Raw genomic sequence first — 15,917 nt, 5'->3', positions numbered from 1 at the left:
GACCTTTGAGGACTACATGCTCGAAGGTCCGGTCGCCGCCATGGATGCCATCGAGCAGGCGACGGGTGAGCGGGAAATCAATACCGTCGGCTACTGCATCGGCGGCACTCTGCTTGGTTGCACGCTCGCCTGGCTGGCCGCTCGCGGGGATGATCGCGTAAAAAGTGCGACGTTTCTCAACAGCATGATGGATTTCTCGGAAGTCGGCGATCTCGAAGTCTTCATCGACGAGGACTCTATTGCCAAAATCGAGAAGGCCATGAACAAACAGGGCTATCTTGAAGGTGCTTCCATGGCAACGGCCTTCAACATGCTACGTGCCAACAGCCTGATATGGTCTTTTTTCGTCAATAATTACCTTCTCGGCCGCGACACGGCGCCCTTTGACCTGTTGTACTGGAACTCGGACGCCACCCGCATGCCAGCGGCCATGCACAGCTTTTACCTCCGCAATATGTACCTGAACAACCGGCTGCGTGAGCCCGGGGGTATTACTCTAGCGGGTACACCGATCGATTTGCGAAAGGTGAAGTCCCCCGCCTACTTTGCATCTGCGATTGAAGACCACATCGCACCCTGGATCTCCTGCTACAAAGGCGCACGTAACCTGGGCGGCCCGTTGCGTTTTGTCCTCGGCGGTTCAGGGCACATTGCCGGCATCATCAATCCGCCCGAGAAAAAGAAGTACGGTTATCGCCTCAACGAAGACAACCCGGCCAATCCAGAGGAATGGCTGAAAGGTGCCGAGCAGTTTGAAGGTTCCTGGTGGCCAGATTGGGTGGCTTGGGCCGAGCAGTTCGGTGGCGGTAAGATTAAGGCTCGCATTCCGGGAGAAGGCAATCTGCCGGTGATTGAACCGGCGCCCGGGGCTTACTTGCGCAACGAGCCGGCACCACCAAGCCCGGCGGTCCGGAAGCGGCGACAACCGCAACGCGGGAAATCGGGTTCCGCGAAGCAGAAAACGCCATCACCTGAGAAAGTCACGCAGTGAAGCATCCGTGGACTGAGCGGGAAACTCTGGAATAGCGGGCCGGCGAAAGCTCCCTAACGCAGCTCGGAAACCAGGTCACCGGCGCGACAACTCCTGACTGCGCGTTTGATCTTGCCCACATCCTCGCTGTCCAGATTCGCTCGAGACAGGTAAAGCGAAACCGGGAGGGTTCCCGCTGTTTGCTGGAATACCTTGACCACATCAGGACCAAAGAGATCCTCCACCAGAAGCGCCGGCAATACGACCGCATCCAGGCGGTCATAGTGAAGCATGGCAACCAGTTGGGACCACTCTGTGACTTCTTCGATTCTCGGGTTTTCGTCGGTAATGAACTGTTCACCAACAAAACTCCGAGGCAGCCCATATTTAAGGCCCGAGGTTTCAGATATCGGCGGAAGTTGGCGATTCGAGACAAAAACATAGTCCGCCGAAAACAACTCACCGGCGAACTCGCCGATTCTGTCCCGACGCTCACTCTGGGCAAGGGGCAGAACCATCGAGACTTCTCCCGAGTGCAAATACCCCAGCCCTCTTTTCAGAGGCACCTGAATAAACTGGGGCTGGATGTCAGCGCGATCAAAGATACATTCGTAGAGCGGCGCCAGGGACCCATGGAGCTTGCCATCGGAGTACCCGATCACGCCCTGCAACCCTTCACCAACGGCGACAGGAACCGAGGCGGCCGCAAGGCTGGAAAAGAAGATCTGCAGGCTGATGAAGACTGCACAGTGTGACCGAACCATCGCTCCACTCCATGGGACTGAACGCATGAATTTCCTGCGATCAGGGTCGTCCAGGTTCGCTTACCTTTCCATACGGACCTGTACTTAACGTCCTAGATACCTGAAACGTAGCACATTCTGATACTTATCGATGTATTTCTGATTGATGAGACCAATCACACCCGATTGCCGCAAATCGTCGAAGCATTGATCAAAGGCTGCGGCGAATGCGGGGTTCCGAAAAACCATCTTGTGCGGCGCCGGGTTGAAGATTGGCGCGAAACGAAAAGCATCAGACTGCGAGGGCCAGCTTTCACCGCGGCGCTTCTTGTTGAAGATTCTCCGATTCACTTCCGCGACCACGAATCCGTCGGCCAGAATCGCATCGACCCGGCCCATAAACAGTAGCCGGGAGTGAATGGTCTGATCGGCGATTTCGGTGAGCGAGGCAAATTCAGGTACGTTATCGCTGATCCCCAGCACATCGACCCCTTCACGGAACGTCACCACGTTGAGACCGGCCAGGTCTTTGACCCTTTCAATCGGCCCGACACGGGAGTGATTGTAGAAAGCTCCGTTCTGGTACCAGATGTAGGCGGATGTGGAATAACCGGGAAGACGCCAGTGCAAAGGTACTGTGGCAATAGCATCGAAGTCCTGACGATCCCTGTAGGTCCTTGCATGGCGCTCATAGGGCTGCATGATGAATTCGGCCTCAAATCCGCACTCATCGAAGGTCGCCAAAACCAATTCTATATCTCGCCCCTCGAGACTTGGCTCCGCTGCACCCGGTATCTGAGCAGCGAGAACTTTAAGCCGCGGCAGTGGCTCCGAATTCGCAGCCAAAGGGAATCCTGGCAGAAGAAATAAAAAGAAATGGGCGAGCGTTGAAATCTTCAAACCGCTGTCTTCTCACCTCGGGCTAAAAAGTTCAGTTTTTGAACAATATCCTTATCCGGGCGTGCAGGCAATCACTCTGAGCATATGCCTGCAAACCAGGATGCAACTCAGCCCAGAAGACACTCCTTGGCCTCATTGATGCGCGCCGCCAGGTAATTGCTGCCACCATGGTCCGGGTGAAGTTTTTGCATCATCCTCCGATGGGCTTTGATGATCTCTTCCCGACTGGCTCCGGGCTCGAGCCCCAGAATGTCCAGCGCTTCGCTCTCGGTAAGCGGGCCGCTCGTATTGCCACTGCCGCCCGACGGATCGCTTTCAGAGGCCGCCTCATCGTCTGCTCGCCAGGAGTCTCCGAACCGGCGATCCAGGTAAGTTTCAAGTAGCCGGGCAGAATCCTCGTCCTGGCCGCGGCAATAGCGCAATAGCTCGAGGAAATCGCTTTCGCTTAGCTCCGCCAGTTCTCTCCCTTCCATCGGGCCCTTGATGATCTTGCCGCTCATGATTCCCGAGTCGTGGTCCAGAGTCATTTCCAGAATATCGCTGGAAACATGGGACTGATTGCCCGACTTGGCCCCGGCACCACCGGCCACGCGACCGAGCCCGCCACGCAATAGAGATGGCAGCAGGCGACGCAACAGAGGATAGAGAAAGGCCAAACCGGCGAAGACAAAATGCAGTCGCCCGGTTACAGCCAGCAAGACTACGATGCCGATACCGGCCAGCAGAGCCAGCTTGAGAATGGCGGCATTGCGCTGACTGGCAGGCTGATTGCGCAACCACACCCAAGCCACAACCGCGACAACGATGGCAACAAGCGTTAAAGGCACTCAAATACCCCGGGCACACCGGCCCATCAATGGATTCTCACAAACACTATCGGATCTGTCTGGTCAGGCGTTTCACTTCCGGGGAACTACGGCTGGAAAAATCCTGCAGGGCCTTGGCTCCCCCGGAAGCATAGACCGCAACTGCCGCCATAAGATCCTTGAGCACCTGAGGACTGTTACGGTCAAAGGGTGCGTATGCGCCCCCTGAAAGCTTGCTCACCTGCTGGAATACCGCCCTTGCATGGGCATCATTGCCCTCATGAAACATGAACACCGGTGTGCGCAGCATTCCCAGTTCCCCGGCGGTGTGACAGAGCTCGTCCACCGGTTCCTCGCAACAGTCACCGATAAACACCACCGCTTTGACGGGCTTTGCACGGGTCTCTTTCACCGCGTGGGCCAATACCCGGCTGATCTGGGTGCGCCCACCGAGGCAGGAAACGCCGTTCATGAGATTCAGCAACTGCCCGGTTTCGGTCACAAACCCCGTGACCTTGAACTCACCGAAGCCACGGTAGTAGCAGAGCTGAATGGCCAGGCCACCCAGATCCCGGGTTGCTATAAACAGTTCGCTCTGCAGATGGCAGGCCTGGTCCCAGGTAGCTTCCCGACTTGCAGTCGCGTCCAGCGCGAAAATCAGCCGCCCCTGCCCGCCACCCTGCTTGGGCAACGTGCGAACCTCATTGATAAACTGGTCGATCGCCTGTTTGTCGGATCGGGTGCGTAGCTCTTTATCGGACATAGGCTCCTGAAAATCACGGCGGCTGAAAAAACTGACGCTAAAATAGTAGGGCATAGATCGCGCAATTCACAGGTTTGGCTCTTTCAGTTGGCTCCCCAGAGCACGCTGGAAACAAAGCAACGCACACGGCCATTGGCTGGTAGACCTGCCTGTTCTGATGCAGTGGCAGAGCCCGGGGCAGGTTTGGGCGTTCCGGGTGGAACGAAACGGGGACCGTTGGGCCACGATGGACAAGGACAGGGAAGTAGAAAGCGCGCTCTATTTACGCGAGTGGAGAACCCAACTGACTTATCGGCTGCACCAGGGGGGACAATCCTGGCCAACCATCGTTCTTGGCATAGGAGCCAGTCTGGCTACCCGTGTCCAATACAAGGACCTGAACACGGGCACCGAGGATCTGAGCCTTGGGGATGCCCTGCTGGCAAGCCTCAGGCTCGATTGGTAGATCCAGGTTCCGAGACCGGATCCAAACCGGGTATCAGCCTACCCGGTTGAGTGTTACGTCGATGTTGCCACGGGTCGCGTTGGAATATGGGCAAACCTTGTGCGCTTCATCGATCAGCTGCTTGGCCTCCGCATCGTCCATACCCGGGAGGCTGATGCGCAATTCCACTTCAATGCCAAACCCATTGGGGATCTGGCCGATGCCAACCACGCCTTCAATGGAAGCATCCTCGGGCATCTTGAGCTTGTCGCGACCGGCCACAAATTTCATGGCGCCGATAAAGCATGCGGAATAGCCTGCAGCAAAAAGTTGCTCCGGGTTGGTCCCCTTGCCGCCGGCACCGCCCATTTCTTTCGGGGTTGCCAGCTCTACATCAAGAATGCCGTCTGACGAAATGGCACGGCCGTCACGACCACCGGTTGCTTCTGCATGGGCACGATAGAGCACTTGTTCAATAGACATAACGCTTTCCTTTTTCCTTCGAATTTGAACAGAAATACCTTCCGAGGCATTTCCGCGCGACAATTTTCTACACGCTGCGTCGCCCCGTTTATGCGACAGAAAAGGTTAACTGGATCAACCCGCCAGCGCGGCTCGCACTTTCTTGCTCAAATGCCCCATCTCAACGCGGCCAAGCACCTGGGGTTTCAGTTCATTCATCACTTTGCCCATGTCCTGCATGCCCTGGGCATCCGTTGAACTGATGGCCATCCGAATCAACCCGTCAAGATCATCCTCGCTGAGAGCCGCCGGCATGAACTCTTCAATGATCACCATTTCCGCTCGCTCTTTATCGCCCAGTTCCTCGCGGCCGGCTTCATCGTACTGACTGGCAGCGTCGCGGCGCTGTTTGAGCATCTTGTCCAGCACCTTGAGAACATCCTCGTCATTGAGCTCGCGGCGTTCATCAATCTCAATCTGCTTCACGGCAGACTGGGCCATGCGCAAAGTAACCAGGCGGGTTTTATCCTTGTTCCGCATTGCTTCTTTTACCGCGCTGTTCAGTTGTTCCTTAAGGGTTGGTGCCGTCATTGCTGATCTCCTGTTGTTTGGCTTTGTTCTGGTTTATGGGGACGAATCGGGAATAATGCAAAGGGTGGGAATTCCATGATTCCTGCTGCACTGTAGAATGCAGACATCCGAGGAAAGAAAAAGGCGCCAGGAACAATGATTGATTTCCGCAGCGATACTGTGACCCGCCCTACCCCCGAGATGCGCGAAGCCATGGCCAGCGCCGAGGTGGGAGACGATGTCTATGGCGACGACCCTACGGTTAACAGCCTGCAGGCCTACGCCGCCCAGAGGCTCGGCTTCGAAGCGGCCCTTTTTACTGCCACAGGCACCCAGGCCAACCTGCTTGCCATCATGAGTCATTGTGGCCGTGGCGATGAGTATCTCTGTGGCCAGTCCGCTCACAATTACAAGTATGAGGGCGGAGGCGCCGCGGTGCTGGGCAGTGTCCAGCCCCAACCGATCGAGAACGAGCCGGACGGGAGCATTGATCTGGAAAAAGCCCGGGCCGCGATCAAGGCGGACGATTTTCATTTTGCCGTCACCCGTCTGCTCTCCCTTGAGAACACCATCGGAGGCAAAGTACTGCCCCTTGAGTACCAGGCGCAGGCCCGTGCGTTCTGCGACGAACACGGGCTTCTTCTGCACCTGGACGGCGCCCGTGTCTTCAATGCCGCCGTAAAATCAAACTGCGATGTCACCGAAATAACCCGGCACTACGATTCCGTCAGCATGTGTCTGTCCAAAGGCCTGGGCGCACCGGTTGGATCGCTGCTGCTGGGGTCGGAATCATTCATCAAGCGGGCCACCCGGCTGCGCAAAATGGTGGGGGGCGGCATGCGCCAGGCCGGCATTCTGGCCGCCGCGGGACGTATCGCGCTCGAAAGGGGGCCGCTTCGACTGCTCGAGGACCATGAAAACGCCGAATACCTGAGCAACGGCCTGGCAAAGATTCCGGAACTTGAGGTCAACCCGGCCAGTACCCAGACCAACATCGTTTACGCAAGGTGCAAGGCGGGCCAGGCGTCACAGCTGAAAGACTACCTGGCCGAACAGGGCATCCTGATTACGGCCGGCGACCCGATCCGCTTTGTGACCCACCAGGATGTCAGCCGTGAGGATGTCGACATGCTGCTGACGGCCATCCGGCAATTCTACCCGTCCTGACCGGATACTCTCGCTCAAAAAAGGCCCCTCAATGGGGGGCCCTTCCAGCGTCACCTGATATCAGCCTGGGGTTACACCATCTTGCCTTCGGCAATCAGCAAGCGGCGTTCATGATGAAGGCCTTTGAACAGGCTGTAGGTCATCACCAACAGCACCAGCGTAAACGGCAGCCCGACACTCAGGGCGCCAGCTTGCAGAGCGTTGAGGGCTTGTTCACCGCCAACGAACAGAAGCGCCCCGCCTCCGAATGCGCTCATCCAGAACAGAGTAATGATGGTCGGGATGATCAGAACCGCCGTGACGAACTCACGCACCGTGCGACCATGGGAGACCCGCGCGATAAACATACCTACGAACGGTGACCAGGAAATCCACCAGGCCCAGTAGAAGACCGTCCAACCATGGAACCAGGTGGTGTCTTCCTCGCGGCCAAAGGGATTACTGAGCGAGAACATATTGGACGCGTAGGAGACCGACGTATCCCAGAGCCACTGGAACACGGCAAGTGTGGGGCCGGCAAATATTACAAACAGAAGCAGCAGCCCGGCCATGATCATGTTCGCGTTACTGAGAATCCGGACACCACCATGGATCCCCCGAATCACGGAGAGGGTAGCAACAGCCGTAACGCCGGCGATCACGCCGACCTGAATATTCAGGCCTCCCTCAATATCAAACAGGTAGGAAATACCGGATGCCGCTTGCTGGGCGCCAAACCCGAGCGAGGTTGCAAGACCAAAGATGGTCGCCAGTACCGACACAGTGTCGATAACATTGCCGGGCCACCCCCACACCTTGTCTCCCAGAATTGGAAAAAAGGCAGAGCGAATGGTTAGCGGCAGGCCTTTATTAAAGGCAAAAAACGACAGCGAGAGCCCGACAATCGCGTAGATTGCCCATGGATGCAGACCCCAGTGGTACATCGTTGCGCCCATCGCAAGCCGGGCACCCTCAGCAGTGTTTGGCTCAACACCCAGGGGCGTTCCATACCAGTCGGTGTAATAGGCCACCGGCTCGGCAACCGACCAGAACATAAGCCCGGTACCCATACCAGCTGCAAACAACATGGCAAACCAGGACAGCAGAGAGAACTCTGGCTTGGCATCAAGCCCGCCAATCCTAATCTTGCCCACCGGCATGAAAATAAGGGCCAGACAGAAAAGAACAAACAGGTTTGCGCTGAGAAGAAAGCCCCAGTCGAACACAGCGATCGCACCATTCTTGGCGCTATCGAGCAACTCCTTTGCACCTGCGGGGAAAATAAGTGTTCCGACAACAAAGGCAACAATCAGGATTGCGGTTAACGGAAATACGATGTTGTGGATATCGAAGCCGAACTTCTCGATATTATCCTGACCGGCTACGTAGTCGGTCTGATAATCGTCTGAAATGACGTCACCCAATGTGAGGACTCCTATGACTGCATAACCCGGCAGTCGGTTGGAAAGTTTACCTCTCTAAGTGCCACCCCAATATTTTGAACTCTAAGAATTAAAATTTCCAACTCTGTTAGACTTGTGCGCTACGAATCCTCGCAACGCCTGAAGGTTCCCGCTGATGAAACTCAACCCCTTTAACACCCGCATCGGTCTGGCTCTGGGAGGCGGCGCTGCCAAAGGCATTGCGCACATTGGTGTGCTGAAAGCGTTTGAAGAAGAGCAAATCAAGATTCATTGCATTTCGGGCACGAGCGCCGGCGCGCTTATCGCGAGCTATTACGCTTTCGGCCGCCCGGCGGAATCCATCCTCAGCATTTGCTCAACGCTGAACCTCTCCAAAATCATCAACTTTACCTTTGAGCGCGGAGGGCTGTTCAGCACCAACGCCATTCGGGAGATGATTCACCGCGATCTGGGCGATGTCCGGATCGAGGACGCCGAGATTCCGCTGGCCATCTGTGCCACGGATATCGAAACCGGTGAACAGCTGATCTTCCGGGAAGGCAATCTGGCGGATGTCGTGTGCGCCTCAATGGCGGTTCCCGGCCTGTTTGTACCTGTTGAAATCGATGGGCGGATTCTGGTGGACGGGGGGCTGGTGGAAAACGTCCCCATTTCGCCATTGGCCAAAATGGGTGCTGGTATTACGGTGGCCGTTGATCTCAGCCATGTCAGCCGTTATCCGAAGCCGGACAACACCTTCGATGTCATTTCCAACGCCATCAACATTGGCATCGATTTCAACACCCGCAAGCAACTGAAGCATGCCGACATATCGGTACCTCTGGACCTGAGCGACTACAGCCTTACCAATAACGCCGACCGCGTTGACGAGCTTTATCGGGAAGGCTATCACCCGATGAAGAAGAAGATCCGCCAGGTACTCTGGTACAAAAGGATGCATGTTGCCATCAGTCTTCTGAAAACAACGCGAACGTTGATGCCCTTCAAGGTGCCCGAGATTCTGAAGGAGCTCAGGCGCCACGGCTTTGCGGTGCGCAATCGTAATTAGCCACTTAATCACCGCCAGCGGTGAACCAAAACGCTCTTTGCAGACTACTCTTCACACCCGACCATTTTTCAATGCGAACGGAGCTTGCGCATGATTACAGTTCACCACCTCAACAATTCCCGCTCACAGCGCGTTCTCTGGATGCTGGAAGAACTGGGTGTTCCCTACGAGATCAAGCATTACCAGCGAGATCCCAAGACCATGCTGGCCCCCGAAAGCCTGAAAAAGGTGCACCCGCTTGGAAAATCCCCGGTGATCACAGACGGCGATCTGGTGGTGGCCGAATCCGGTGCCATCATTGAATACCTGGCGCACACCTACGGCAAAGACACCATGCTCCCGGAGAGCGGGGGGCAAGCCTGGCTCGACTACACCTATTGGTTGCACTACGCCGAAGGCTCATTGATGCCGCCTCTGGTGTTGCGCCTTGTCTTCGAAAAGGTAAAAACCAGCCCGATGCCGTTCTTTGTTAAACCTGTCGCCAAAGGCATTTCGGACAAAACCAACGAGATGTTTATCGGCCCGATGATCAAGACCCACCTGGATTTCGTGGAAAGCCATCTGGCGAAGAACACCTGGTTCCTGGGGGACAAACTGAGCGCGGCGGACATCCAGATGAGCTTCCCGCTCGAGGCTTCCGTAGCCAGGGGCATCGTCGGCAGGAACCGGCCTCACATCAGCGGATGGGTCAAACGCGTTCATGCCCGACCGGCTTATCAGAGGGCGCTCGAGAAAGGCGGTGATTACGACTTCGCCTGAAGACCGGCGATCTGATTGAGGCTAAAAGGAGTATCAAATACTGAATTCACGGATGGAGATACTGGAATGAAAGAAGTTCGCAGAACCACGCTACCCGTTGTGGAAATGGCGAAAAGCAACGAAGAGTTCCGGCAGGTATTATGGACCGGAGATCATACGCAACTCGTTCTGATGGCCATTCCCGAAGGCGGCGAGATTGGCGGCGAAGTTCACGAGGGACATGATCAACTGCTTTATTTCGTCTCGGGCGAGGGAGAAGCGACAATCGGCGAAACGAAGGTACCTGTAAAGGCGGGCGACGTCAGCATCGTGCCCTCGGGTACCTTTCACAACTTCCGTAACACCGGAAACGGCATGCTCAAGCTTTACACAACCTACTGCCCACCAGAGCACGCCCCGGGAACCGAGCATGAAACCAAGCAAGAAGCGGATGCCGCGGAATGAATCCGCGGCCTACAGTCGCTTCAAGAAATTATCCAATGCCTGATTAACCGGATCCGGGTGCGAAAGATTTGCAGCATGCCCGGCACCGGGAATCACGATCAGTTCGGCATCCTACGCTCTTAGCAGTCTGTCCATCTGCCAAGAGGCGCTCGGCCAGGCCATGGTCTAACCTTGATCCTGCATCTCGTTGACTGCTGCCTTTTCTGGCTCAGGAAAGCGTACACCCAAAACAAAAACAGGAACCGGGGACCGTATGATTTTTGATTACATCATTGTAGGTGGCGGATCGGCTGGCGCCGTGATGGCGGCGCGATTGAGTGAGGACCCTGATGTCAGCGTCTGTCTCCTGGAGGCAGGTGGCAAGGGCGATCACTTGTTGACCCGCGCGCCAGCTGGTGTAGTCGCAATCATGCCCGGCCATGGCAAGATCAATAACTGGGCGCTCAATACAGAGCAGCAGCCCGAACTGGCTGGGCGTCGAGGATTCCAACCCAGAGGCCGTGGGCTGGGTGGTTCCAGCCTGATCAACGCAATGCTTTATGTGCGTGGACACAGCGCGGATTATGATGGATGGGCCGAGCTGGGTTGCGACGGATGGGGATGGGACGATGTTTTGCCCTACTTCCGCAAAGCGGAATGCCATGAAGGTGGAGCCAGCGAATACCACGGGGCCGATGGCCCACTGCATGTTTGCAAACAGCGATCACCAAGGCCCATTTCCGAAGCCTTTATCGATGCGGCTAAAGAGCACGGCTATCCCGCAAGCGACGATTTCAATACCGGCGACAACGAGGGCGTTGGCCTCTATGAAGTTACCCAGTTTCATGACACCGAACGCAATGGTGAACGCTGCTCCACCGCTGCGGCGTATTTGTATCCGATCATGGAACAGCGCAACAACCTAAAGGTTGTGACCGGTGCCCGTGCGACCCGAATTCTTTTTAACGGAAAACGTGCTTCCGGCGTTGAGTATCGACTCAAGGGCCGATCGCTCTCGGCCTCAGCAAACCGCGAAGTCATCCTATCCGCCGGTGCCTTCGGTTCACCGCAGTTACTACAGCTATCCGGAGTGGGAAACCCTGAAGACATCCTCCCGCACGGTATTCCCATGATTCACGAACTGCCGGGTGTCGGCCGAAATCTGCAGGATCATCTGGATTTCATTCTGGCCTACAAGTCCGCGGATACCGATAACTTTGGCTTCAGTTTAACGGGCATGAAAAACATGCTTCGCCATTCCCTCCAATGGCGAACGGATGGGACGGGTATGATTGCCTCGCCCTTTGCAGAGGGGGCGGCATTCCTGAAGTCTGACCCGGAGCAGAACAAGCCGGACCTGCAGCTGCACTTCGTCGTCTCCATCGTGGAGGATCACGCCCGTAAACTGCATTGGGGACACGGCTTCAGTTGCCACGTCTGCAACCTGCGGCCGAAATCCCGAGGGCGTGTTTTTCTGCTCAGCGCCGACCCAATGGCCGATCCCGGCATCGACCCCAACTATTTGTCCGACCCGGACGACCTGAATCTGACTATCAAAGGCGCAAAAATCACCCGGGAGATTCTCGAAGGGCCTGCACTCTCGCCGTACCGACAATCCGAAATGTTCGGCGTTCACGACGGCATGAGCGATGAGGAATGGGAACGCCACATTCGCGCCCGTGCGGATACGATCTATCACCCGGTGGGCACCTGCAAGATGGGCATAGATGATCTGGCCGTGGTTGACTCCAGCCTCAAGGTTCACGGACTTGAGGGTTTGCGGGTGGTCGACGCTTCGGTCATGCCGACTTTGATTGGTGGTAACACCAATGCTGCAACGCAATGAAGGCACACTCCTCTTTACCGGCGCCTCCGCCAGCCTCCGCGGCGGACGCGGCTTTGCGGCCTTTGCCGGCGGCAAGCATGCACTGCGCGCCCTGGCGCAAAGCACGGCAAGGGAATTAGGCCCGCAAGGGATTCACGTCGCTCACGTGGTGGTGGATGGCCTCATCCGCAATGAAGCCACGGCAGAATTTTTGCCGGACCTCTATGCGAGCAAGGGCGAGGACGGCATTATCGAGCCCGACGACCTCGCGGAAATCTATTGGCAGCTACACAACCAGCCACGCTCAGCCTGGACTTTCGAGCTCGATGCGCGGCCTTTCTCAGAGAACTGGTAACGCCCCGGAGAAGCTGTGTCGGACTATCAGGAGCCGGGTATCAGCCGGCTCCTGTCGTTCCTAGACGTAGAAGTCCAGCTCCTCCTGGGATTTCAGAAGATCCCGCATCTTGATCGGGTCGTCACCGAAGAAGAACACAAGCCCCCAGTGAGTACCAAAAGCGGATCGGTCCGGAACTGTTTCCTCGGCAGGGGCCACCAACTCGTGCGACTCAAAGTAAGGATGCTCAATGCACTCTTTGGGCATTTCCAGCTTGCTCACTACTCGGCGTCTCGGATAAACACCGAAGCAACCGGCATAACCTTTGGCATCGACCACTTCGCGGGGGAAGAAGGCATCGACCTCTTCCTTGGTGCTCTTGGGATCAAACACCAGCATGGAAGCCTGGTAGGCATTGAATCCATACGCGCGTTCAATCAATTCGAAGGCCTTGAACCCGGGTGGGCGATACGCAACTTCGCCAAAGTACATGGTGCCGTCGCTGGTTACGAAGTACTCCGGATGGATCAGACCGAACTGAATATCAAATGTTTTGACCAGCAATTCGATCTGCTTGGTGATTGCTTCGCGCCAGCTTTCAAGTTCCTTCGTGGCAGGAACAAACACCGAGTAACCCAGGGTGACGTACTCTGAAATATTCAGAAACTTGATTTTGCCATCGTGGATCCAGGCCTCAACAGCGAATTCCCAGCCACTCAGATGACTTTCCATGAGCAGGGGGTATTCCTCGTCCGGAATCGTATCGATTTCTTCCAGCGTGCGGATCATGCGGTGACCCAGGCAGCCGGCTTTATCGAAGGCCTTCACGTGAATCGGATCGTCCGGGTCACCATCCAGTTTAAGCAGAGTCTGGTTAACCCGCTTCATGAAGCGAATGATGTCATCTTTTTCGTGGGCTTCTTCGAAAATCCCGACGCGAATACCACCAAGCTGGGCCCGACGTTTCATCAGCGCCTTGTCCCGGAACAAAATGGATTGGCCGTACATACGCGGATTATTCAACAGAACAGAGTTGATCGCGCCTGACCATTCCACCGTTTCCTCGAACAATGGGATTGCGACATCCACCCCTTCGGCTTTCAGCTTTTCAGCGATTTCCATTGACCGATCGTTCAGGCGAACAAAATCCCAGGGGATGAAGGGAATATTGTTGGCCGTGCAAAAATCGGCAGCCCAATCCGGGGCAACCACGATATAGCGGCGATCGAACTTCTGAGCCGCCTTGATCGCATTAATACTCCAGCCAAGAAGAGCAATATAGCCCTTGTTTGGGTCCTTGGGTGTTTCCGTTCCCAGAACCGAGTCCATGGAGGGATCGCGCCAGGCCAGCACTTCCTGCGACATTTTGGATTTCGGTGTGATCGCCATAAGTTACCCCTTTATATTCGAAATAACGCAAAGGGCATTGGCAACAACCCGATGCGTCAGACCAGAGTGTCCCAGCCAGACGCGGAAATTAGTTTCCATACACAACAATTTAGACCCTTACAGGCCAGGAAGCGAGCCTGTCCCTCCACTATCAAGACGATTGCGAAAGGATCTGGAGTCACAAGATGCAAGCATCCGAAGGGCTGCCTGCAAGGATTTTCCGTTTTATCCCCGTAGCCTGTAGAAAGGTTCGAGAACCGGCTTCAATCCTTTTGCATCGTCAATGAACAGCTGCAGATGCGGGAAGGGAATCTCTATACCGGCGGCATCCAGGGCTTCTTTCATCTGCTCGAGAATATCGGCCATGATTCTGGGCCGAACATCCAGGTTATCCGGCGTTATCCACACTTTGACTTCGAGGTTCACTGACGAATCACCGAGGCTTTTGAGCAAAACACGGGGCTCCATGCCAGCGCCCTGCAAAACTTCGGGATGTGCCAGCAAAACCGGCATCAGCACTTCCCTCGCCGCCTTCGCAGATTCCTTGTAAGCAATCCCCACGGGAATATTCAGGCGTGTCACGCCCTCTGCGCTGTAATTGATGATATCCGTGGAGGCAACACTGTCGTTTGGAATCATCGTGAAGATATTATCCCGGGTTCGCAGCCAGGTGGTTCGCAAGGCAATCTTCACCACTTTGCCTTCCTGTCCGTTGATGGTGACCCAATCACCGATTCGAAAAGGCCTTTCAATGAGCAGGGTGATTCCCGCAATGAAATTGGAGAGAGTGGATTGCGCTGCAAAACCAACGGCAATACCGACGATGCCCAGACCGGCGATAATCGACACCACATCGAAACCGAACTGGGCAAGCACCGTCACCACCGCAAGGGTTGCGGCGATAACCGCAAACAGATTCTCGACCAGTTGCCGGATGGAAGGATCCATTCGATAGCGTGAAGTGCCTTCCTTGATCAGACGCCGGAAAACTACCCAGACCACGTAGAAACCGAGGACCATGAAACCTGCCCTCGCCATCGCCTTGAGAACCTCAGGAGAAACCCCGAATTGCGCAAGAATAACTATCAGCGCACCCAACCCGGCCAGATAGCGCAGGCCGCTGCGCATCTGGATGTAAAGAGGGGTTTTGGTTCGCCGCTCACCAAGACCCAGCCTGATGGCAGCGATCAGAATCAGATAAACGCCCAGGAAGACGCCAAGGTAGATTACAGAGACCAGCAGCTGGCCAAGTACCTGTACCAGCAACGCCCCCCAGTCGAGATTCTCGCCTGACACTGCCTGAAAGGCATCGCCAAGATTTCGACGGAGCTGCTCAATCAAATCTGCACCGAATGATTCCATCATGATCTGCACGACACCTTTGCTGTCCGTACATCAAGTAAAGGCGCGAATGGCATTTTGCTCAAATGCCGATCCGAGCCTCTTTGAAGCGTATGTGCAAGTTACATTGACTGGTCACTCTGCAAGGTGCTCAATATAAGAACGACGACCTTGTGGAGGAGACAACGATGAAATGAATTGTGCTCGCAGTAATTGTCGCGATCATCGCCGTCTGGCTGTATCGGGGCAAACGCAAAAACTATATTGAAGATCCTGATGTGAAAACATTCGATGAGAAAGACTACTACCTCACATCGAATGACAACGCCTCAGATGACGAGTCCTCCCCCGATCAGAGCAATCCTCGTCACTGAGATGGGCGTTACTTTTTCAGGCTGATCTGCTTTGAACCCGTGGGGGATACTTGTCCGCTTTTGCCCTTGCCGACGTATTCCACAGATCCGCCCGCTTTCAAAAACGCGGCTGTCTGTTCTTCAATGGCAGCAGAAGTCAGGGTTACTTTCTCGGGTTTCTTGCTCATAGTGATATCCAGGTCGGGATGGCTTAATTAATATCGTCAGCCTTCCATT

At 55.5% G+C, this 15,917-nt stretch carries 18 protein-coding genes and 1 pseudogene; 9 read left to right on the top strand and 10 right to left on the bottom strand.

Translation table 11 applies throughout. The annotated features are described in order from the left end of the window. Positions 1-991: PHA/PHB synthase family protein (locus B2W52_RS21010; RefSeq protein ID WP_286804014.1), on the top strand; the 991-nt coding region annotated here is incomplete at its 5' end. Between the two features lie 53 nt (positions 992-1,044). Here the strand turns inward: B2W52_RS21010 and B2W52_RS21005 are convergent. The 4 genes from B2W52_RS21005 to B2W52_RS20990 all read right to left on the bottom strand — a co-directional run bounded on the left by B2W52_RS21005 (position 1,045) and on the right by B2W52_RS20990 (position 4,182). After that, complete coding sequence (locus tag B2W52_RS21005) at positions 1,045-1,734, bottom strand: type 2 periplasmic-binding domain-containing protein (RefSeq protein ID WP_008172425.1); 690 nt, start codon at positions 1,732-1,734, stop codon at positions 1,045-1,047. Positions 1,735-1,818: 84 nt separating this feature from the next. After that, positions 1,819-2,613, bottom strand: a complete 795-nt coding sequence (locus B2W52_RS21000) for a transporter substrate-binding domain-containing protein (protein ID WP_273068993.1) — start codon at positions 2,611-2,613, stop codon at positions 1,819-1,821. Positions 2,614-2,720: 107 nt separating this feature from the next. Continuing rightward, positions 2,721-3,440, bottom strand: a complete 720-nt coding sequence (locus B2W52_RS20995; RefSeq protein ID WP_053112848.1) for a DnaJ domain-containing protein — start codon at positions 3,438-3,440, stop codon at positions 2,721-2,723. A gap of 46 nt (positions 3,441-3,486) precedes the next feature. Next, positions 3,487-4,182: a VWA domain-containing protein gene (locus B2W52_RS20990; RefSeq protein ID WP_273018369.1), complete on the bottom strand. Its 696-nt coding sequence runs from the start codon at positions 4,180-4,182 to the stop codon at positions 3,487-3,489. Positions 4,183-4,339: 157 nt separating this feature from the next. Between B2W52_RS20990 and B2W52_RS20985 the strand changes: the two genes are divergently transcribed. Beyond that, the gene (locus B2W52_RS20985) at positions 4,340-4,627 is read left to right on the top strand and encodes a hypothetical protein (protein ID WP_092033374.1); all 288 of its coding nucleotides are present in this window, start codon (positions 4,340-4,342) and stop codon (positions 4,625-4,627) included. Positions 4,628-4,660: 33 nt separating this feature from the next. Here the strand turns inward: B2W52_RS20985 and B2W52_RS20980 are convergent, their stop codons facing one another. Next, complete coding sequence (locus B2W52_RS20980; RefSeq protein WP_008172436.1) at positions 4,661-5,089, bottom strand: organic hydroperoxide resistance protein; 429 nt, start codon at positions 5,087-5,089, stop codon at positions 4,661-4,663. A 114-nt stretch (positions 5,090-5,203) separates the two neighbouring features. Continuing rightward, positions 5,204-5,659 carry a GatB/YqeY domain-containing protein gene (locus B2W52_RS20975; protein ID WP_014578054.1) on the bottom strand — a complete coding sequence of 152 codons (456 nt, stop codon included), beginning with the start codon at positions 5,657-5,659 and terminating at the stop codon, positions 5,204-5,206. A gap of 135 nt (positions 5,660-5,794) precedes the next feature. Here B2W52_RS20975 and ltaE point away from each other — a divergent pair, with 135 nt between their 5' ends. Then, positions 5,795-6,805 carry a low-specificity L-threonine aldolase gene (gene ltaE / locus B2W52_RS20970; RefSeq protein WP_273018371.1) on the top strand — a complete coding sequence of 337 codons (1,011 nt, stop codon included), beginning with the start codon at positions 5,795-5,797 and terminating at the stop codon, positions 6,803-6,805. Positions 6,806-6,876: 71 nt separating this feature from the next. Here the strand turns inward: ltaE and B2W52_RS20965 are convergent, their stop codons facing one another. Next, the gene (locus tag B2W52_RS20965) at positions 6,877-8,208 is read right to left on the bottom strand and encodes a BCCT family transporter (protein ID WP_286804013.1); all 1,332 of its coding nucleotides are present in this window, start codon (positions 8,206-8,208) and stop codon (positions 6,877-6,879) included. 154 nt (positions 8,209-8,362) lie between these two features. On the opposite strand from B2W52_RS20965, the gene B2W52_RS20960 reads away from it, so the two are divergent. The 5 genes and pseudogenes from B2W52_RS20960 to B2W52_RS20940 all read left to right on the top strand — a co-directional run. Then, on the top strand, positions 8,363-9,256 hold the full coding sequence (locus tag B2W52_RS20960; RefSeq protein WP_008172443.1) for a patatin-like phospholipase family protein: 894 nt from the start codon (positions 8,363-8,365) through the stop codon (positions 9,254-9,256). A gap of 90 nt (positions 9,257-9,346) precedes the next feature. Beyond that, positions 9,347-10,015: a glutathione S-transferase family protein gene (locus B2W52_RS20955; RefSeq protein WP_008172445.1), complete on the top strand. Its 669-nt coding sequence runs from the start codon at positions 9,347-9,349 to the stop codon at positions 10,013-10,015. Between the two features lie 66 nt (positions 10,016-10,081). Beyond that, positions 10,082-10,459: a cupin domain-containing protein gene (locus B2W52_RS20950; protein ID WP_008172447.1), complete on the top strand. Its 378-nt coding sequence runs from the start codon at positions 10,082-10,084 to the stop codon at positions 10,457-10,459. Positions 10,460-10,712: 253 nt separating this feature from the next. Next, on the top strand, positions 10,713-12,284 hold the full coding sequence (locus B2W52_RS20945) for a GMC family oxidoreductase (protein WP_273068998.1): 1,572 nt from the start codon (positions 10,713-10,715) through the stop codon (positions 12,282-12,284). Next, positions 12,256-12,618 (top strand): annotated as a pseudogene (locus B2W52_RS20940) (SDR family NAD(P)-dependent oxidoreductase); the annotation flags it as partial. The gene B2W52_RS20945 and the pseudogene B2W52_RS20940, both read left to right, overlap by 29 nt. Before the next feature lie 60 nt (positions 12,619-12,678). Here B2W52_RS20940 and B2W52_RS20935 read toward each other — a convergent pair. Continuing rightward, a complete protein-coding gene (locus B2W52_RS20935; protein ID WP_053112857.1) occupies positions 12,679-13,986 on the bottom strand; it encodes a carboxylate--amine ligase in 1,308 nt (435 codons plus the stop codon). A gap of 225 nt (positions 13,987-14,211) precedes the next feature. After that, positions 14,212-15,351 carry a mechanosensitive ion channel family protein gene (locus B2W52_RS20930; RefSeq protein ID WP_008172454.1) on the bottom strand — a complete coding sequence of 380 codons (1,140 nt, stop codon included), beginning with the start codon at positions 15,349-15,351 and terminating at the stop codon, positions 14,212-14,214. A gap of 176 nt (positions 15,352-15,527) precedes the next feature. Here B2W52_RS20930 and B2W52_RS20925 point away from each other — a divergent pair, with 176 nt between their 5' ends. After that, positions 15,528-15,701 (top strand): hypothetical protein, encoded by a 174-nt coding sequence (locus B2W52_RS20925; protein WP_008172455.1) that lies wholly within the window; start codon positions 15,528-15,530, stop codon positions 15,699-15,701. An 8-nt stretch (positions 15,702-15,709) separates the two neighbouring features. Here the strand turns inward: B2W52_RS20925 and B2W52_RS20920 are convergent, their stop codons facing one another. After that, on the bottom strand, positions 15,710-15,868 hold the full coding sequence (locus B2W52_RS20920) for a hypothetical protein (protein ID WP_008172456.1): 159 nt from the start codon (positions 15,866-15,868) through the stop codon (positions 15,710-15,712). Positions 15,869-15,917: the final 49 nt, after the last annotated feature.

The sequence above is a fragment of the Marinobacter sp. UBA2498 genome (assembly GCF_002341575.1).
Taxonomy (GTDB): Bacteria; Pseudomonadota; Gammaproteobacteria; order Pseudomonadales; family Oleiphilaceae; genus Marinobacter; species Marinobacter manganoxydans.
The sequence above is the reverse complement of the archived record's forward strand: the minus strand, read 5'-3'. Positions and strand labels throughout refer to the sequence as shown.